Source organism: Flavobacterium sp. CFS9, from assembly GCF_041154745.1.
Taxonomy (GTDB): Bacteria; Bacteroidota; Bacteroidia; order Flavobacteriales; family Flavobacteriaceae; genus Flavobacterium.
Window position 1 is genome coordinate 3,711,048 of the sequence record NZ_AP031573.1, and the last position, 18,435, is coordinate 3,729,482.

Below are 18,435 nucleotides of genomic sequence, written 5' to 3' on the forward strand. Positions count from 1 at the left end.
AAATAATAGTGAAGCTGCTAAACTTTCTTTTTAGCAGCTTCTTCTAATATCGATTTTTTACCAACAGTTCGGGTAATGATATCTTTTTCCAAATCCCATCCTCTTGCCGGAGAATATTCACGTCCGTACCAGATAATTTGCAGGTGCAGGTCATTCCATAGTTCTTTAGGAAATAATCTTTTAGCATCTTTTTCCGTCTGTACTACATTCTTTCCGTTCGAAAGATTCCATCGGTACATTAATCGATGAATGTGAGTATCAACCGGAAAGGCGGGAACTCCAAACCCCTGTGACATTACTACACTAGCTGTTTTATGTCCAACGGCTGGTAAAGCTTCCAAAGCCTCAAAACTTTGAGGTACTTCACCATTATGTTTGTCGATAAGAATATGTGATAATCCATGAATTCCTTTAGATTTCATTGGAGATAAACCACATGGACGAATGATTTCTTTAATTTCTTCAACCGACATTTTAATCATGTCATAAGGATTATCTGCTTTTGCGAAAAGTAAAGGAGTAATCTGGTTTACACGAACGTCAGTGCATTGTGCTGAAAGCAAAACGGCAATTAATAAGGTGTAGGGATCTTTATGGTCTAATGGTACGGGTATAGTGGGGTAGAGTTCTTTTAACGTATTTATAACAAATGTTACTCGGGCTTCTTTATTCATTTCCGTAAATTTAATCCCGTAAAAATAGTAATTGATTATTAATAATTGTTAATTGTTAATTATGAATTATTAATTTGAAATAGTAAGTTGTTAGTGCAAGTTTTATTTCTAGTTAAATATTCTGGTGATCTAAGAGTCTGATAGTTTAATTGTCTCATTGTCAAATTATCTAATTAACAAATAGTCTAACAATCTAAAAATCTAAATATAAATGGTAACATTAAAAAAAGGCGATAAAGCACCAAATTTCTCAGGAGTAGATCAGGATGGGAAGACGCATAAACTGGCAGATTACGCCGGAAAGAAATTGGTTGTTTTCTTTTATCCAAAGGCAAGTACTCCGGGGTGTACAGCTGAGGCTTGTGATTTAAGAGATAATTTTGAACGTTTTAAAGTGAATAATTATGAGCTTTTGGGTGTAAGTGCGGACAGTCAGAGAGCACAATTAAAATTTAAGGATAAATACGAATTTCCTTTTCCGTTATTGGCAGACGAAGACAAATCGGTAATCAATGCGTTTGGGGTTTGGGGACCTAAAAAGTTTATGGGAAAAGAGTATGACGGAATCCACAGAACCACTTTTGTGATAGACGAAAACGGAATTATTGACGAGGTAATTGAAAAAGTAAAAACAAAGGAGCACGCCGCGCAGATTTTGAAATAATTTTTTTGTTTCAGGTTTCAAGTTTCAAGTTGAAAAATCTCGGCTTGGAGGTTTTTTATCGCAAAGTACGTTAAAAATGATATGTTGCTGCGTATCAAAAATACAAAGTTCGCAAAGTTTATTCAGTATAAACTTTGCGAACTTTGTGTTTAAAAACTTAGTATGCTTTGCGGTAAAATTTTGTTCGGTCCAGAATCTGAAACCTGAAACAAAAAAAACTGAAACAAAAAAAGTCCCTTTTTCGGGACTTTTTTTAAGTATTTTGCTCTAATTCTTTCTGCGGATGGTATCCAAAAAGATGATGTTCTTTTATGATTTCGGCAATACCGGTTGGAAGCATGTGTTCCCATCCTGTTTTTCCCTGATTGATCATTTTCAGAACCTCGCGGGAGAAAACTTCTAAGTTATGCGGATCATAATCTGTGATATCAATTACTTTTCCGTTGAATTTAAAGAATTTGTACAATTCTTTCATTCTTGGATGTACTTTTAAGTTATTGGAGTTCATTAAAACGCCATTTTCATCCAGCATTGGATACAAGAAAACTTTCATGTCTCTGTAGAATAGTTTTCCGAAGGCTTCTAAGATTCCGCCACTTAAATGACGGTAGTATTTCTCGTCAAAAATATCAACTAAATTGTTAACTCCCATGGCTAGTCCCATACGGGCTTTGGTGTAATTAGCAAAATATTCTACTACCTTATAATATTCCTGGAAGTTTGAAATCATTACGGTCTGCCCCAGAGAGCAAAGTAATTCGGCTCTGTCCATAAAGTCACGCTCGTCGATTTCACCATCAGAACGTAAATTAGAAAGGGTGATTTCGAAGATAACCAGTGTATTGTCTTTTTCTACTTTGTTTTCTTCAAGAAACATTTTAAGTGACTTCTCATACATGTCCATGTTTACTTTTGTAACCGGACGAAAGCTTCCTCTTAAAGCAAGAAGGTTCTTTTTGTATAAAATAGCTGCCGGTAATATGTTTTTTCCTTCCGGATTGAACATTACGGCATCAGTCATTCCGTTTTTAACCAGCTGTAAACTCATCAAACGATTATCAACATGCGCAAAACGAGGCCCTGAGAAGTTAATGGTGTCGATTTCGAGTTGGTCTTTGTCTAAGTGATCGTATAAATAGCGAAGTAATCGTTTTGGATCGTTGTATTTGTAAAAAGCACCGTAAATTAGGTTAACTCCTAAAATTCCGAGTGTTTCCTGTTGTAGTCTGGCGTCAGTCTCTTTAAAACGAATGTGTAGAATAATTTCGTTGTATGCTTCGTCCGGTTCAATTTGGTAGCGGATTCCTACCCAGCCATGACCTTTAAATTGTTTAGCGAAATCTATGGTAGCAACAGTGTTGGCATAACTAAAGAAAAGCTTTGTTGGATGTTTTTCTCTGCTTAATCGTTCTTCGATGATTTGCCCTTCATGGGTAAGCATTTTTTTTAACCGTTCCTCAGTTACATAACGTCCATCGCTCTCAGCTCCATAAACGGCATCACTAAAATCTTTGTCATAGGCAGACATTGCTTTTGCAATTGTTCCCGATGAACCTCCGGATCTGAAAAAATGCCTTACTGTTTCTTGTCCAGCGCCTATTTCAGCAAATGTTCCGTAAATGTTCTCGTTTAAATTAATGCGTAATGCTTTGTCTTTTATAGAAGGAATCTGTTCGATGACCCTGTCACCTTTGAGTTTTATTTCTGTACCCATTTTATTTTAAATAGATTTGTTACAAAGTTAGTAAATTAGCCTTCTAATGAAAGAGAAATAATCCTATTTTTGTAAAAAAATTAAGTTCAATTGAAGGTATATTTTTTAGGTACTGGTACTTCTCAAGGCATTCCGATAATCGGAGTGGATCATCCTGTTTGTAAAAGCACTGATGCTAAGGATAAAAGGCTTCGTGTTTCTATTTGGATTACCTGGGACGATCATTCGTATGTGGTCGATTGTGGTCCTGATTTCAGACAGCAGATGCTTTCCTGCGGCTGCCGAAAACTCGACGCTATTTTATTTACACATGAGCATGCCGATCATACGGCCGGTTTAGATGATATTCGTCCTTATAATTTCAGACAGGGCGAGATTCCTGTGTATGCGCATCAGCGTGTAATCGACAATTTAAAACGTCGTTTTGATTATGTTTTTGAAACGGTAAACAAGTACCCGGGAGCACCCAGCGTTAAAACGATTGAGGTAGTGAATAACGTGCCTTTTGCCATTGGAGACAAAACAGCGATTCCTATCAATGTAATGCACGGTGATTTACAGGTTTTTGGATATCGCATTGATGACTTCGCTTATTTGACGGATGTGAAAACGGTTGATGCAGAAGAAGTTGAAAAGCTTAAAAACTTAAAAGTACTGGTTGTAAATGCTTTGCGTGTAGAACCACACGATACGCACTTTAATTTACAGGAAGCATTGGATTTTATTGATTTAGTGAAACCAGAAGTCGCTTATTTAACTCATATTAGTCACGTTTTGGGCTTTCATGAAGAAGTACAAAAACAACTGCCTGAAAATGTTTTTCTGGCTTATGATAATTTAGAAATTACAATTTAATTATATTACAAAAATGAAAAAATCCTTAATGCTTTACCTTTTTATCCTTGCGATACTAATGAATGTTTTTACCTATATGTTTTACAGCAGTGAAGTGAAATTTGAGCAGGAAAGATATGTGAAAACGACCAAGAAGTTGAGAGATAGTATTAATTTGGTATCTACAAAATTGGCAGAAGCAGATTATTTTTCTTTGGAGCACAATGAAAATGCACAGAATTACTTTGACAATAGTGCAACCGGAGGGAAAGTTATTTTATATGAAAAACTAATCCCACTGGTAACGGAGAAATTATTGGACCTAAATGCAAATCCAAACGGAAATCCTTATACGGGACAAGACAAAATTGGTCCGAACAAATTTATCATCAATAAGGTGAAAGTTCTAAACCACAGATGGATTATTGCAGACTACAGCAATGGTGAAATGTGGGGAGAAGTGTTGTTGAAGTACTTTGTTAATGATGACGAAAGTATTACTTTTGAAGTAAACCAAACCTGGCTGTACCAAAAATAAGAAGCTTTTCTCTTATTTCTGAACCGGTTTAACTAAATATTCGACTTATGAAAAAGGTGTTTTTGCTTGCCATTGTTGCGGGACTTTCATTTTCTTGTGGGAAGAAAGTCGCTGAAGAGAATAAAACTTCTGAAAAGAAAGAAGAAGTTAAACCAGCTGTTGTTGGAGGAGATTCGGATGCTCATGGATGTAAACCTTCCGCGGGTTACACCTGGTCTGCTCTTAAGAAAGAATGTGTTCGTTTATTTGAAGTGGGTACAAAATTAGCCCATTCCGAAGATGGAAAAACGTATTCTACCGTAGCGTATGTTATTTTTGACGGAAACAAAGCAGAACTTTTTCTGGACACTCAAAAAGAACCAATTCTTTTAGAGAGAAAATCAGAAGGTGAGCCTTGGATTAAAGATGATCTGCAGTTAATTCCCTGGAAAGGTTATGTTTTGAAGAAAAACGGTAAGATTATTTATACAGGAGAATAAGTTTCTCATTGTAATGTAAAAAGTGAGATGTGAAATGTAAGATAACTGATGATTTACCAATCATTTTACATTTTACATCTCACTTTTTATTTTATACTATCTGCTTGATCAACTCAGAAGTAACCACCTGTGCAAATTCTTCATTTAAACTGGCAAGTGCGGTTTGATGAATGATTTCGGCAGAGAATTCGTCTCCGTTTATGCCTTTTTTATTGAAAGTTGCTGTAGCGTCTGAAATCAGATACACGTTATAGCCAAAATTTCCTGCCATTCTTGTGGTTGTAGAAACGCAGTGATCTGTCGTTAAACCAACGATAACAACAGTTTTGATTTTAGCATCGTCAAGTAATTCCTTTAAATTAGTTCCGATAAAAGCGCTGTTTACATTCTTCTGGATGATTGTTTCCCCTTCGTGTGGTTTTACAATATCCTGAAATTCATTTCCCGAATGAGTTGCATTTAAAATAGAATTTGGATTAGAAGAGCAATGCTGTACATGAAAAATGGGCAGTTTTTTGTTTCTCCAGATTTCCAAAAGTTCAGCGGCTTTTTGTTCTGCAGTTGGATTATTTCGTTCTCCTCCCCAGTAAGCAATATCGTGGAATCCTTTCTGAATGTCAATTAAAAGTAATGCCGGGTTGTCTAATTTTTTTAAACTCATAACTAAAATTTTAAATTTTGATCATTTTGGAGAACTGAAATAATAGCAATAAACTATTGTGTCAACCAGTTTCTGAAATCAAAGAAATTTTGCGGTGCTACGCCATGACCTACAGGATATTCTTTATAAGTAAGAGGAATATTCAAATGTTCTAAAATTGCAGGCGTTTTTCTGGCCCATTCGATTGGTATCACCTGATCGACCGTTCCGTGTGAAGCAAAGAATTTTAGATTTTTAAAGTCATTTTTGTCATAACCCTCTTTGATGATGTCTTCATTAAAATAACCGCTCATAGCTACTACACGCTGTACTTTTTCAGGATACGAAAGAGCAACGGAATAACTCAAAATTGATCCCTGACTGAAGCCAATCAGAGTTACATTATTAGGATCAATAGGGTAGTTAGCGGTTAGCTCATCAATAAAGCCGGCTATAATATCACGTGAAGTTCTTGCTTGTTCATTGTCTGAAAATTTATTCTGATCTGCATCAAAGTTAATCGCATACCAGGCGTAAGCACCATATTGTAAATCGTAAGGAGCTCTGGCTGAAATTACATAATAATTGTCCGGTAGTTCAGTTGCGAACGAGAATAAATCGGCTTCGTTACTTCCGTATCCGTGTAGTAAAATCAAAACAGGATTTTTATCTAAGATTACTTTTGGTTCTCGTATTTTATATTCTAGAGATAGATTCATTTTTAATTGGGAGATGTGAGTTGTGAGATGTAAAATGTAAAATGTACTAAGTATTAAGACAAAGCTTGTCAGGCTGAGCGAAGTCGACGTTTGTCAAACTAAGCGAAGATAAAGCTTGTCAGGCTAAACGAAGTCGAAGGCCGACAAGCTTTATCTTCATTTAGTCTGGAAAAAGCGATTAAAATCTTAAAACCATGATTATTGGAATTTGGTCCCGATGGCTATCGGGAGAAATTTAAAAAATTACCCTATTTTTCGAAACCATTTTTGGAAAAGCTCTCCAACTAACGGAATTGGTTTTGTTTGCCCTTGTATGGCAGTAAAAATACCATAAGTCCATAAAATCGAAATACAGATCCACATGGGGAAAGTAATAAAGAAGCTGTCAAAATTGCTGATGATAGCTCCTAAAGAAATAAAGGTTAACGACAATCCCAGTGCCTGACGAATGTGAAATGAAGCAAAGCTGTTTTTGTCTTCAGAGTTCATCGACATCGCAATTAATACCCCAATAATCAGAATATAGCTGGTAATAGCGATTGGTTTTCCCTTTTCAATTGAATTGTTCATTGTAATTATTTAGAGGTAACAAGTTGATTTTGATTGAATATTCCGTAAACAGAACCCTTGATTTCTGCTCCTAAAAAAGCAGAGTTTTTAGACTTTGAAAGGATACTTTCTTTTGTAAAAGTTGATTTTCCTTCCGGAGTAAAGAAAGTAAAGTTGGCTTTTGAACCTTCCGCAATGACATTGTTTTCAATTCCGAACACCTTTTTACCCTTGGTTAATTTTTCAATTATAGTTTCTAAAGGCAGAACTGTTAGTAAGGCACCAAAAGTACTTTCAAGACCAATTGTTCCGTTTTTAGCGGTATCAAATTCCATTTTTTTGAATTCGATATCAATTGGATTATGGTCTGAAGTAATCATATCAATAGTTCCGTCTAAAACTGCGTTTAAAAGCGCTTTTCTGTCTGTTTCGCTTCGTAGCGGTGGTGTTACTTTAAAACGGGTATCAAATTCTTCCAGTTTTTCATCAGTTAGTACCAAATGATGCACAGCAACGCTGCAGGTAACTTGTAAGCCTTTTGCTTTTGCATCTTGGATCAATGCTACCGTTTTTGCTGTAGAAACGGTCGGAATATGTAATTTTCCGCCGGTATATTCTAACAGAAACAAGTTTCTGGCAACTTGTAGTTCTTCTGCCAAAGCGGGGATTCCTTTAAGTCCAAGTCTTGTTGAAACGATTCCTTCATTGACAACACCGTTTCCTTTAATGTTTGGATCTTGTGAATAAGCGATTACCAATCCATCAAAATCCTGTACATATTGTAAAGCAATTTTAAGTACATTGGCGTTGTCGATACTTTTGTTGTAGTCTCCAAAAGCAACAGCTCCGGCATTTTTCATATCGTAAAGCTCTGCCATATCTTTTCCTTCACTGGCTTTGGTTAAGGCTCCAATTGGGAAAAGTTCAGTAGCAAAACCGTTTGCTTTATTTTTTACAAAATTTACCTGTGACTGATTGTCAATAATAGGGAAGGAGTTGGGTTGAAGGGCAACAGCTGTAAAACCGCTTTTTGCAGCAACATTCAATCCGTTAGCGATCGTTTCTCTGTCTTCGTAACCTGGCTCTCCAAAAGAAACACTGCTGTCAAACCAGCCTTGAGAAAGATGTAAATGATCAAATTTTACTTCTTTTGCATGATCAATTTCCGGAAGTGAAGTTCCTATTTTTTCAATTAAACCATCTGCAATTAAAAGATCAACGGTCTGATTGTGAAACGGACTCTCTGAATCGATTATTTTGGCGCTTCGGATGATTATTTTCATATGTAGAGAAATTTATTTATTATTTTACAGATTCTCGTTTGTCATTTCGACGTAAGGAGAAATCACATTTCAATATTCTGTGCAGTGCGCTCTCAGCAAGTGTGATTTCTCCTTACGTCGAAATGACATAGATGCTAAAAGAACTATTTTACAAATTTTATTATTGCCATTTCCAAGGCTAAAAATAACAGTGCAAAGATAACAAACCATTTCCAAACTTGGCTGTCTGTTCGCTCCGTTTGCAAGGTGTTAAAAATGGTTGAAATAGTATCCGCTGTTTTAAAATCAGAAACTATATTGGTGTTTACCTGACTCAGGTCGCTTTCGCTTCTTTTGTAATTGAAACTTAGATTTTCGACCCATTCTTTTCGGTCAAAAACACTATAATTTCCGGCTGTTTCAGGGAAATCATTAAAGGTGAGCTTGACTTTGTTGTTTAATATTTGCTGAATAGGAATAAAAGAATCATCGTTTCCTTTTACTTCCAAAATGGCGTCTTTAGTCAATAATACATCTACAAAATAAGGCTGATTATTACCTATAACCAAAGCATTAATTCCGGTTTTCTGATTGTTTTGGCCCATTTTGTAAAATAAAGGGACAATTAAAGGAGATTGCTGGAAGTTTGAATTTGTCGTATTAATAGGGGCCGAAAAAACAGTTATTCCGGAAACCGGATTTTGAATGGCTGTTACAAATACACTTTGGTCTTCGTAGGATAAAACGGCTGGGTACGGACTTGAAATATCAAAGGAACTGTTTGTTTTTGGATATTGAAAGTTCGTGATTTTGTTCTCAAACACACCGGAGAATAACGGATGATCGAAATTGATTTTGGTAATTAATTTTGCTTTGTTTTCAAGTGTGTTAAACTGAATTTTTCCGAAATTACCAAGGAAAGAATTCAAATTGGAAAGGGATGTTTTTTCGGATGGAATCACGACTAAGTTACCGCCCTTAGCAACAAATGCTTTTAAAGTGGTTTGTAATGCCTGAGGAACTTCGGTCAGTTCGTTTAGAATAATGGTGTTTTGTTTGTCTAAACTATTGTAATCTAAACTGCTGATCGAATAGTTGTTGTAGTTGAATTCTGCCGAGGTATAAATTCGGGATAAGAAATTACTTTTTTCAGGTTCACCAATACTGATGACGTTTGTTTTCTTTGTTTTAAGAATGCTGAAATAGAGCTTATTGTCGTACGCCAATCCATTGTCTTCAATCACAACATAACCATGAAAAGCTTCTTTGGGAATGGTAAAGTCGATTTTCTTTTTCTTTGCATCAAAATTAATGATGGTTTTGGCAATCAGTTTGTTTTGATTGTACAAGGCCATCGAAACGGGTTTGAAATCTTCTCCGTAAGCAGATAGATTAACGCTTATCTCGTAGAAATTCTCCAGCGTCTGATTGATAAAAACACTGTCAATGGCAATATTGTTTTTCTGTTCCGCTTCGGGAATAATAAAATAAGGTTTCTCTTCGGTGTCAAGGTTTTTTATGTCCTTCTCGGCAAGACCTACTGCATCTGTAATAATAACGATGTCTTTTTTATGGGCCGATTTATGCGCTTTGATCTTTGCTATTATCGACGGAAGCTCAAAAGGAGTGGCGCTGTATTTTAGGTTTTGCAGGGCGCTTTTGGATGATTTGATGTCGGTATTCCAATAATTTTCAGTGTTCGTCAACAGTGAAAAAGAGGCAGTTTCAGGCGTGTTTTCCAGTAGTTCCTGTACAGCGCGTTTTAGCAGTTCTCCCTTTTTTCCTTTCGCCTGCATGCTAAACGAATTGTCAAGAACGATGTACATTTCATTGGCAGCATTTTTACTGTCTTTGGCCTCAAAAAAGGGCTGGGCAAAAGCCAGAATAATGCAGGTTAATAAGAGCAAGCGGGTGGCTAATAACAATCGCTTTTTGATTTTCGAACTCTTTCGGGTCTGAACAGAGATTTCTTTCAGGAAGCGAACATTAGTAAAAAAGGAGGTTTTAAAACGTCGTAATTGAAATAAGTGAACCAGAATTGGAACAATTAACAAGAACAGAAAGTATAGAATTTCGGGATGTTTAAAATGCATTCGGGCTTCGATTTACTTCACTACGTTTTATTTTTCGCGAAGACACTGGTCAAAAATACAAATTTTTACTCAAACCGTATCAGTTGTAGAGCAGATTATAAGCAAACGGTATTGACTCTGATATTTAATGAATTTATATTGGTTTTGAGTGGAAAAAAATAGTTTGCATCGTTTGAGAAATCTAACTTCTGCAATCCCTTTTGTAACAAAAAAATAGGATTGGAGAAGATATTATTCGCTATTTTAGCGTATCTAAAACAATTCTAGAATTATGAAAAGATTATATGTATTGCTTTTTTCTGCTTTTTTCTGCTCAGGTTTACAAGCTCAGAACAAATTTAATTTACTGGTAGGAACTTATACGAATACCTGTCAGAGTAACGGAATTTACGTTTATGATTTTAATGCTGATTCCGGTGATTTTAAATTGAAAAGTTCCTCAGAAAGTGTAGTAAGTCCAAGTTATTTATCGGTTTCGGCAGACAATAAGTTTGTGTATGCGGTAAACGAAAACGGGACTCACAGTACTGTTAGCGCTTTTGGTTATGATGCAGGAACAGGAAAATTGACTTTTCTCAATAAGAATGATGCTTTAGGCGCCGATCCCTGTCATTTGATTAATGATGATAAAAATGTGCTTGTTGCAAATTATTCGGGAGGTAATATTGCTGTTTTTAAGAAGAATGCCGATGGAAGTATTTCTGAAGCGCAGCAGTTGGTTCAGCATGAAGGAAAAGGAACCAATGTAGCACGTCAGGAAAAAGCACACGTACACATGGTTGCTTTTTCACCCGATAAAAAGTTTGTTTTGTCTAATGATTTAGGTTTGGATAAAGTTTTTGTATACAAGTACAACCCGAATTCTAAAAATGAAATCTTAACACTGAAGGGAGCTGTAGACGTAAAGCCGGGAAGCGGACCAAGACATTTGACGTTTAGTAAAGACGGTAAATTGGTGTATCTGGTTCAGGAATTGGACGGTACGCTGACGACTCTTAGTTTTGATCAAAACGGAAATCTGAAAGTAATTGGGGAAACCAGTATTCTTCCAAAAGGATTTAAGGGAGGAACCGGAGCCGCAGCCATTAAAATTTCACCTGATGGAGCATTTTTATACGTTTCAGATCGTGTAGATGCAAATTCAATTTCAGTTTATAAAATTCAGAAAAATGGCGCAATTGAATTGGTAGAACAAGTGAGTACCCTGGGAAAAGGCCCGAGAGATTTTGCGATTGATCCTACCGGCAATTTTCTTTTAGTGGGACATCAATACACCAATGATATTATTATTTTTCAAAGAGATAAAACAACCGGAAAATTAACCGATACAGGTAAGAGAATTGGATTGTGCTCTCCGGTGGGGTTGGTTTTTACGAAGATATAGTTTATTGAGGCACTAAGTTGCTAAGGTTCTAAGCCACTAAGATTGTGGTTCTGGAAAAGTAAAAGCCCAAAAAAATGAATTAACCAATTCATTTTTTTGGGCTTTTGTTTTTTTGTAACTTAGAACCTAAGCAACTTAGAGACTTAGTAACTAAAAGAAAACTATTTCTCTCTATCCTTCCTCTTCTTATCTCTTGTTTTCAACATATTTCGATTGACAGATCCGTGGGTTTTCTTTTTGGTTTTAGACGGACCTCCAAGATTGACTTTTTTATTCTTTTTCGATTTTTCGTGAAAGGCACCTTCACCCTCAAGTTTTGGTTTTTTCATTAAAAACTTGATAGGCTGTCTGTCTTTTTCCGGCTCAATTAATTTGGTTGAAATTTCAACTTCTTCAGGGAAATCAGCAATTTCAAGTTCCTGGTTCATTAAAACTTCAGCTTCAATTTTAAATTCTTCTTCACGAGGTGTAATGAAACTAATCGCAGTTCCCGTAGCATCGGCACGACCTGTACGCCCAATTCTGTGCATGTACAATTCAGGGGATTCAGGAAGCTCAAAGTTAATAACGTGCGAGATGTTCGAAATGTCTAAACCTCTGGCCATAATATCAGTGGTAATTAATCCGCGAAGATTTCCTTCCTGAAATTCTGCCATAGTACTCAAACGGTAATTTTGAGATTTGTTAGAGTGAATTACTCCAAACTGACCTTCAAAATCCTCTTCGATTCGGGTATGAAGCATATCCGAAATCTTTTTATTGTTCACGAAAACCAAAACACGTTCCATACTTTCATCAGTTTCCAGTAAATGTTTCAGTAAATTTACTTTGGTATTGAAATTCGGGACATTATAAGTAATCTGTGTAATTTTTTCCAAAGGTGTTCCCGAAGCAGCAAGTGTTACCTCTTCCGGAAAGTCAAAAAAGTCATTCAGTACAGCATCAACTTCATCGGTCATGGTGGCTGAGAATAAAATGTTTTGACGTTTGGTTTTCATCATCGCCAAAAGGGCTGTCAATTGCGTACGGAAACCTAAATTCAGCATTTCATCAAACTCATCAATAACCAGTTTCTGAGTTTCATCAAAACGTACTACGGCATCCAATGCTAAATCCATTGTTCTACCTGGGGTTCCAACTAAAATGTCTACACCTTCGTACACCGCTTTTTTCTGTGTATTGATGTTGACTCCACCATAAATTCCCAGTGTTTTAACCGACATGTATTTGGTTAATTTCTCTACTTCTTCTACTACCTGAACAACTAATTCACGGGTCGGAACCAGAATTACAATTTTAGGCGTATTGGTATTGGTGAATTTGTATAATTTTAGAAGGGGTAATAAGTAAGCAAATGTTTTACCGGTACCGGTTTGTGCAATTCCCATCATGTCACGGCCAGACATAATCACTGAAAAAGATTTTTCCTGAATGGGAGTAGGAGTAACAAAACCTAGTTCGTCGATTGCTTTTTGTACTGATTTTGGGAGATTGAATTTTTCGAAAGTGCTCATTTGCATTAAATTTTGTGCAAATATAGCTATAAATAGCTGAAAATCGATATTTCTTAGAAATTACGACAGTTTGTAGTCTTCGAATTTCTTAAAAATGAAGTTTAAAATGCTATAAAAATCGTTTTATTCGCAATAAAAGTTCATTTGGGTTAAATGGTTTTGCAATAAAATCGTCTACACCCAATTCAAAAGCTTCTTCCACGGTGTTTTCTTCTTCTCCAAGCGAAGAAAGTGCCACCACGAAGATGTTGCTGTAATTTTGCTTGATTTCATTGATAATTTCCAGACCGGATTTAAGCGGTACGGTAATCGTGGTAATTACTAAATCAGGCATAATAATGGGAAGTCGCTCCATGGCATTGAGCCCGTCTTTGGCAATACTAACTTTGAAGCCTTCTTTTTTTAGAATGAATTTTAGAATTTCAACAGTCATATCATCATTGTCGATGATCATGATTTTTTTATCGTTACTATCCATTTTGACTATTATTTTTTAAACAATTCTATTTCGTCCAGCATTATCATTGCTTTTTTGTTTTTTCGCTTTCTCCAGACGGGCAATTCCTTCTGGTTTTCTACTACGATTTTAATCTTGGTAAAACTACTGAATATTTGATTTTCGACTTCCCATGATTGTGTTGTAATTTCGTAGTCTTCTGTTAAAATGTTGCAAATTTGTTCCTTAATAAGTTCCCATTTCTGATTCTTAAAACCGTAGATTTTGATACTTTTTGGTGTAAAAATCCAATGTCTCTGATCGCTTAGGAAATTTAATTTCAAGGTGTTGAAATCAAGTTTTTTGGTTTCAATTTCAATTTCAGGATTCGTTGCATACCATCCCATCCAGTTGATATTGAAGTTTTTGTACCCCCTGTTTCCGTCCACTAAACCATAACTTCCTTTGCCTTTAAACTCATCAGATGGAGGTGTTATGAAGGTAACTTTCAAATCCTCTCCTAAATGAGTTGTAGTGTTTTTGCAAATCTCAAGCCATTCTTTGTAATAATTATCAGGAGAGATTCCGTCTTCGCTCAATTCATAAATTCCAAACTGATTGCAGGATTGCGAGAATTTTAGAACTCTTTCAGTTAAACCTGTTTTTACTTCTTTTTCACCTTTGTTATTTACGACAAACATACCGTGTTGGTTTTTTCCATAAAATTTGGCCTGTTCAAAATAAACAAATTCTAAAGCCAGTCGTAATTTATGAACACGTGAGCTTAAAATGGAATCATTTTCGACGGCATTATTGGCCTGTTCCAGAAAATGATCGTACTGATCCATGGCTTCAGGAGTCAGGAAGGTATTTCGTGCCTGAACTGGACCGGAATAAATATCAAGATAAGCTTTACTTTTGCTTTGATTGGCTTCTAAGAGTTCAAGGTATTTCGCGACAAAGGGTGCTGCTTTTCCGTAAAAACCTCTGAGGAAATCAGCGGTAACAGCTTTAATGTCAATTTCAGTATCCCACATTAATTTGGCCAGCAGGTATTGCCGTAATTCCGAAAGATCGCCCGGAACATCAGCATATCCCTGTACAAATAACCCTTTTACTTTGTTTTTTTGAAAGAGTTTATAGTTGCTTTGAAAAGATCCAAAATTAGGAAAGGGAGACATGAAATTAGAGAATTGTACCGTGTAATCCCATAAAAACAGCTGCGGTGAAGTCGTACTCCAGTTTTCCAGATTTTTGACAAAGGAGGGATTGTTTTGACTGGTAATAGGTTTGCGGCGATCCAGTTCGATTGGACATAAAATGGTGCAAATATTTGGTGCTATTTTCAGATTTACGGGTGGTTTGAAGGTATGAAGATAGGCAAGCGTAGTAATTTTGGTTTTAGGAAAACGAGCTGCTATTTTATTCAAAAAATAATAAAAGGAACCTTGCGGACCGCCATATTTGTTGTTCATGGCTCGGCATTGCGTGCATTCGCAATACACGACGTCATCATTCTGGCTTACGGAATAGAATTGGGCGTTGGGGGTTTTTGCAATAATTTCGGTCATTTTTTCAGCGACCAGATTCACAACAGTATCGTTGGTCATGCACAGAGATTCTGTGTTTCGTTCCCCTTCGTACAAAGCAAAAAGTTTAGGATTGCTTTTAAAATATTCTTTTGGAGGAACGAGAATGTTAAAAGAATGACCCCAAAGACCAAAATCGTCAATGTGCCAGTCGAGTTTGTGCCAGTCCCTGAAATCTTCGTCATAACAATCCGGGTAAAACAATGCTCTGTAATCAAAAGACGGGTGATAGATTTTGTTTGTATTTTTTGCAAAAGTAAACTGAGTCATTTTTGGAATATAAGTTTCTGTCGCGGTAAATTTTCGAAACTCCCAGATTTCGAGTAAAGTATAAACGGCATAACGCAGGTATTTCTGATTGGGAGCTGTTATATAAATTGATTTTGAATCACTTTTGATACTGAATTCGTTTGCTTTTAGTTTTTTATCATTGGAAATTTCCAGTATGATTTCGGAAGCATCACTCTCTTTTTGACTTTTTGTAGTAATTTCAAATGTTTTTGACACGGATTTTTCCAAATACATCTTAAGAATTCCGGCCGCAGCCTGAGTAGTTTCGGTTGTGGCAATAATTTTGGTTTTATCGGATATTATAATTTCAGATTGTGCCATCATCTTAAAACTAAGCAGGGTGAGAATAAGGATTTGTAAATAGATAAGGCGCTTTTTTTTCATACGACTTAGAATTTATATTGCAGTAAAAAAGCGAAATCAAGTTCGTTTTGAAACTTTTTAGGGGTGTATTCCTGTTGGTTGTTGGTGATTAGTATCCCAAAAATATAATGGGTTTTGATTAATTTATAAAAACCGGCACTTAGTCTGTACGAACTTAAAGAAGCTCTGTTTTCATATTCTGCTGCTCTGGTCTGATCATCCGGCGAAGTTCCATAACCCGCAATCAGGGTGAGATAATCAAACTTGGTGCCGTAATAGTAGCGGGAGGTAAGAGTAAACGATGGGCTGTCTTTTTGAATGTAAGACCTTAAATTGAGCCAGTAAGCCCCAAAGTATTTTCCTAGTCCGACATTTAATGTTTTTAAATTGCTGTTGTCCTGCATTTCGATGTAGCGGAAGCCTAAATCAGCCTCCCAGCCTTTGGCAAAATTGTAGAAATAGGAATAGCCTAATCTCCATTTCGGAAAAGCGATGTCATTGCTGTAGGCAACATCAATGTAGGAGTAGTTGTTTTTCTTTCCTGAAAGGTAAGATTCAACTTCAAATTGGAGCCCGCTGGCCATGACCTGACTGAAAGATCGTCTCTCTGCATAACTTACTCTTCCAATTAAACTTCCCCAGCTACGCTGATGTGTATAATCGGCACTTGCCAGATGCCAAGGGCCAATACCGTCGCGATCAATTGTGGTGAAGTTGTAATAAACACCCGCCCGATCCATATTGGTTTTGGAATACAAGGCAAAAAGATGCTGTTCAATGTTGGCGTCATTAGGATATTTTGTTCTTATTGATTTTAGGTCTTTTTCTTCATTTTTGGTGTCATTCTGTAGAGCATAAATCGCAATTCTTTTCAGTCTGAAAGTTTTATTGTCCGGAAACTGCTCAATTGCTTTATTGGTTAGGGCTAGAGCTTTGTCGTAGTTTTTCGCCTCTAAATCCATATTAATCAGATACAGATAGGCATCTTCATAGGCCGGGTTTTTATCAATGACATAATTATAGTAAAATCGGGCACTGTCTTTTGCTTTTGTCAGCTCATGATTTCGACCCAATACCAGATAGAAATCCAGATAATCCGGAGCCAGTTTTTTCCCTAACTGAGCTCTCCGGATATTTGTTTTGTAGTCCGGACGGGCACTTTTCATGTCTTGGAGCACAACAGTCAAAAGGCTGTCAGTGTCTATTTTTTTTTGACCTTTTGCGGCTGGGCAGGTCAATAGAAATAAACAAAAAAGCAGTTTTATTAAGGATATAGTTCTATTATGATTCATGATCAGCTTATTTTTTAGTTGGACTTTCATATCCTTTACGGACCATTACACCCCAGTTTTGTTCTTTTCTTCGAAAGAAGAGCCAGTAGCCTTTCAGTGAGGCATAAATTGTTATCGGATGGTACACAAAGGGTTCCAGTGCGGCCATCCCAATAAGAATCATTAACTCTTTATAATTGGCATAACTTTTATACAGTATTTCATCTATCAATATGGATATGATGGTTATGGAGAGATAGAACAGATAGACTAATAAGCTTATAATCAGTAAATGCTGGTAGTCGATAAGTCCAAATATAAAACTGAAAATTAGAGTCAGAATACCAATAAATTCAATAATGGGAACTAAAAACTCAAAACTGAAAAAGAAAGGTAATACCAGAAATGCTGTTCGTCCGTATTTTGGATTTAAAAACATTTTTCGATGTAAATACAAGGTTTGAACTAGTCCACGAGCCCAGCGAATGCGTTGTCTTAAGAATATTTTTCGTGTACTCGGAACTTCTGTCCAGCAGAGCGATTCTGGAATGTATTTGATTAAGTATTTTTCTTTAGTATCGTGCATGTATTTTCGCATGCGTGTCACGAGTTCCATATCTTCACCTAAGGACTGATGCCAGTATCCGCCCGCTTTAATCACAATGTCTTTGTCAAACATGCCAAGACCTCCCGAAACCAAAAGCAGACCGTTTAGCTGACTCCAAGCCATTCTTCCAAACAAAAAGGATCTCACATATTCTAATTCCTGAAAACGCGGATACCATTCTTTAGGATAATGAACTTTAAACAAAAAGCCTTCCTTGATTTCGCAGGAGTTTGAAATCCTGATTCCGGCCCCGCAGGCAATGACCCGTTTTTCATTTTCCATAAATGGTTTGGCCAGTTTCAAAATAGTATCTCTTTTTAGAATACAATCTACATCGGTACATAAAAATAGAGGATATTGTGAAGAATTGATTCCTGCATTTGCCGCATCAGCTTTACTTTTTCCGTTTACTTTGTCAACAATCAGTAATTTCGAATAAACAGGATTCTTTGATTTATAATGTCCGCGAACAGGCTGTGTGGCTATTTTCTCCTGATAATAAAAGTCAATTTTAACCAGATCAAATTCGGCAATTAGTTTTTCCAGCGTATCGTCCGTACTTCCATCATTGACAATAATGATTTCGTATTTCGGATAGGTTAGAGAAAGCAGGGATTTGACATTGTAAACGATATTTACTCCCTCATTAAAAGCAGGAGCTACAATGGAAACCCCCAGTATATGGTTCGAACGAATTAAAATTTCTTCTTCCAGGTATTTTTGATATTTTAAATGTTTTACGATCGCCCAATAAGAAAGAACAGACAGAAAGATGTAGAACAGTATATACCCAATTGAAAAATGGATCACAAAG

17 protein-coding genes are annotated in these 18,435 nt (G+C 36.3%); 5 read left to right on the plus strand and 12 right to left on the minus strand.

Annotated features, from left to right (window positions below):
• Window positions 1-17: 17 nt before the first annotated feature.
• Entirely contained in the window at window positions 18-674 is a 657-nt protein-coding gene (gene nth / locus ACAM30_RS15630; RefSeq protein WP_369615524.1) for an endonuclease III, read from the minus strand.
• 211 nt (window positions 675-885) lie between these two features.
• On the opposite strand from nth, the gene bcp reads away from it, so the two are divergent.
• On the plus strand, window positions 886-1,338 hold the full coding sequence (bcp, locus tag ACAM30_RS15635) for a thioredoxin-dependent thiol peroxidase (RefSeq protein ID WP_369615525.1): 453 nt from the start codon (window positions 886-888) through the stop codon (window positions 1,336-1,338).
• Between the two features lie 253 nt (window positions 1,339-1,591).
• Here the strand turns inward: bcp and ACAM30_RS15640 are convergent, their stop codons facing one another.
• Entirely contained in the window at window positions 1,592-3,052 is a 1,461-nt protein-coding gene (locus ACAM30_RS15640) for a TonB-dependent receptor (protein ID WP_369615526.1), read from the minus strand.
• A gap of 90 nt (window positions 3,053-3,142) precedes the next feature.
• Between ACAM30_RS15640 and ACAM30_RS15645 the strand changes: the two genes are divergently transcribed.
• From ACAM30_RS15645 to ACAM30_RS15655, 3 genes are read left to right on the plus strand one after another with little or no spacing between them, the layout of a single operon-like run.
• Complete coding sequence (locus ACAM30_RS15645; protein WP_369615527.1) at window positions 3,143-3,907, plus strand: MBL fold metallo-hydrolase; 765 nt, start codon at window positions 3,143-3,145, stop codon at window positions 3,905-3,907.
• Between the two features lie 13 nt (window positions 3,908-3,920).
• Window positions 3,921-4,424: a hypothetical protein gene (locus ACAM30_RS15650; protein ID WP_369615528.1), complete on the plus strand. Its 504-nt coding sequence runs from the start codon at window positions 3,921-3,923 to the stop codon at window positions 4,422-4,424.
• 47 nt (window positions 4,425-4,471) lie between these two features.
• On the plus strand, window positions 4,472-4,903 hold the full coding sequence (locus ACAM30_RS15655) for a hypothetical protein (RefSeq protein WP_369615529.1): 432 nt from the start codon (window positions 4,472-4,474) through the stop codon (window positions 4,901-4,903).
• 91 nt (window positions 4,904-4,994) lie between these two features.
• On the opposite strand, the gene ACAM30_RS15660 is transcribed toward ACAM30_RS15655, so the two are convergent.
• The 5 genes from ACAM30_RS15660 to ACAM30_RS15680 form a co-directional block, all read right to left on the minus strand.
• On the minus strand, window positions 4,995-5,564 hold the full coding sequence (locus ACAM30_RS15660) for a cysteine hydrolase family protein (protein ID WP_369615530.1): 570 nt from the start codon (window positions 5,562-5,564) through the stop codon (window positions 4,995-4,997).
• Window positions 5,565-5,617: 53 nt separating this feature from the next.
• A complete protein-coding gene (locus tag ACAM30_RS15665; protein WP_369615531.1) occupies window positions 5,618-6,262 on the minus strand; it encodes an alpha/beta hydrolase in 645 nt (214 codons plus the stop codon).
• Window positions 6,263-6,505: 243 nt separating this feature from the next.
• Window positions 6,506-6,832: a hypothetical protein gene (locus tag ACAM30_RS15670; RefSeq protein WP_369615532.1), complete on the minus strand. Its 327-nt coding sequence runs from the start codon at window positions 6,830-6,832 to the stop codon at window positions 6,506-6,508.
• 5 nt (window positions 6,833-6,837) lie between these two features.
• Window positions 6,838-8,094: a dihydroorotase family protein gene (locus ACAM30_RS15675; protein WP_369615533.1), complete on the minus strand. Its 1,257-nt coding sequence runs from the start codon at window positions 8,092-8,094 to the stop codon at window positions 6,838-6,840.
• Between the two features lie 143 nt (window positions 8,095-8,237).
• A complete protein-coding gene (locus ACAM30_RS15680; protein WP_369615534.1) occupies window positions 8,238-10,166 on the minus strand; it encodes a BatA domain-containing protein in 1,929 nt (642 codons plus the stop codon).
• A gap of 271 nt (window positions 10,167-10,437) precedes the next feature.
• On the opposite strand from ACAM30_RS15680, the gene ACAM30_RS15685 reads away from it, so the two are divergent.
• The gene (locus ACAM30_RS15685; RefSeq protein ID WP_369615535.1) at window positions 10,438-11,550 is read left to right on the plus strand and encodes a lactonase family protein; all 1,113 of its coding nucleotides are present in this window, start codon (window positions 10,438-10,440) and stop codon (window positions 11,548-11,550) included.
• Between the two features lie 161 nt (window positions 11,551-11,711).
• On the opposite strand, the gene ACAM30_RS15690 is transcribed toward ACAM30_RS15685, so the two are convergent.
• The 5 genes from ACAM30_RS15690 to ACAM30_RS15710 all read right to left on the minus strand — a co-directional run bounded on the left by ACAM30_RS15690 (window position 11,712) and on the right by ACAM30_RS15710 (window position 18,431).
• Window positions 11,712-13,064: a DEAD/DEAH box helicase gene (locus ACAM30_RS15690; RefSeq protein WP_369615536.1), complete on the minus strand. Its 1,353-nt coding sequence runs from the start codon at window positions 13,062-13,064 to the stop codon at window positions 11,712-11,714.
• Window positions 13,065-13,173: 109 nt separating this feature from the next.
• Complete coding sequence (locus tag ACAM30_RS15695; RefSeq protein ID WP_369615537.1) at window positions 13,174-13,542, minus strand: response regulator transcription factor; 369 nt, start codon at window positions 13,540-13,542, stop codon at window positions 13,174-13,176.
• Between the two features lie 8 nt (window positions 13,543-13,550).
• The gene (locus ACAM30_RS15700) at window positions 13,551-15,764 is read right to left on the minus strand and encodes a DUF4838 domain-containing protein (RefSeq protein ID WP_369615538.1); all 2,214 of its coding nucleotides are present in this window, start codon (window positions 15,762-15,764) and stop codon (window positions 13,551-13,553) included.
• 5 nt (window positions 15,765-15,769) lie between these two features.
• On the minus strand, window positions 15,770-17,035 hold the full coding sequence (locus ACAM30_RS15705) for a YaiO family outer membrane beta-barrel protein (RefSeq protein WP_369615539.1): 1,266 nt from the start codon (window positions 17,033-17,035) through the stop codon (window positions 15,770-15,772).
• Between the two features lie 7 nt (window positions 17,036-17,042).
• Window positions 17,043-18,431, minus strand: coding sequence for a glycosyltransferase family 2 protein (locus tag ACAM30_RS15710; RefSeq protein ID WP_369615540.1), 1,389 nt, complete (start codon window positions 18,429-18,431; stop codon window positions 17,043-17,045).
• Window positions 18,432-18,435 lie beyond the last annotated feature (4 nt).

Bases quoted from the DNA above. Each gene is read 5' to 3' on its own strand.
- ACAM30_RS15640 (WP_369615526.1), bottom strand. From the start codon at position 3,052: ATGGGTACAGAAATAAAACTCAAAGGTGACAGGGTCATCGAACAGATT.
- nth (WP_369615524.1), bottom strand. From the start codon at position 674: ATGAATAAAGAAGCCCGAGTAACATTTGTTATAAATACGTTAAAAGAA.
- ACAM30_RS15700 (WP_369615538.1), bottom strand. From the start codon at position 15,764: ATGAAAAAAAAGCGCCTTATCTATTTACAAATCCTTATTCTCACCCTG.
- ACAM30_RS15675 (WP_369615533.1), bottom strand. From the start codon at position 8,094: ATGAAAATAATCATCCGAAGCGCCAAAATAATCGATTCAGAGAGTCCG.
- bcp (WP_369615525.1), top strand. From the start codon at position 886: ATGGTAACATTAAAAAAAGGCGATAAAGCACCAAATTTCTCAGGAGTA.
- ACAM30_RS15695 (WP_369615537.1), bottom strand. From the start codon at position 13,542: ATGGATAGTAACGATAAAAAAATCATGATCATCGACAATGATGATATG.
- ACAM30_RS15650 (WP_369615528.1), top strand. From the start codon at position 3,921: ATGAAAAAATCCTTAATGCTTTACCTTTTTATCCTTGCGATACTAATG.
- ACAM30_RS15680 (WP_369615534.1), bottom strand. From the start codon at position 10,166: ATGCATTTTAAACATCCCGAAATTCTATACTTTCTGTTCTTGTTAATT.
- ACAM30_RS15705 (WP_369615539.1), bottom strand. From the start codon at position 17,035: ATGAATCATAATAGAACTATATCCTTAATAAAACTGCTTTTTTGTTTA.
- ACAM30_RS15655 (WP_369615529.1), top strand. From the start codon at position 4,472: ATGAAAAAGGTGTTTTTGCTTGCCATTGTTGCGGGACTTTCATTTTCT.
- ACAM30_RS15670 (WP_369615532.1), bottom strand. From the start codon at position 6,832: ATGAACAATTCAATTGAAAAGGGAAAACCAATCGCTATTACCAGCTAT.
- ACAM30_RS15685 (WP_369615535.1), top strand. From the start codon at position 10,438: ATGAAAAGATTATATGTATTGCTTTTTTCTGCTTTTTTCTGCTCAGGT.
- ACAM30_RS15690 (WP_369615536.1), bottom strand. From the start codon at position 13,064: ATGAGCACTTTCGAAAAATTCAATCTCCCAAAATCAGTACAAAAAGCA.
- ACAM30_RS15665 (WP_369615531.1), bottom strand. From the start codon at position 6,262: ATGAATCTATCTCTAGAATATAAAATACGAGAACCAAAAGTAATCTTA.
- ACAM30_RS15660 (WP_369615530.1), bottom strand. From the start codon at position 5,564: ATGAGTTTAAAAAAATTAGACAACCCGGCATTACTTTTAATTGACATT.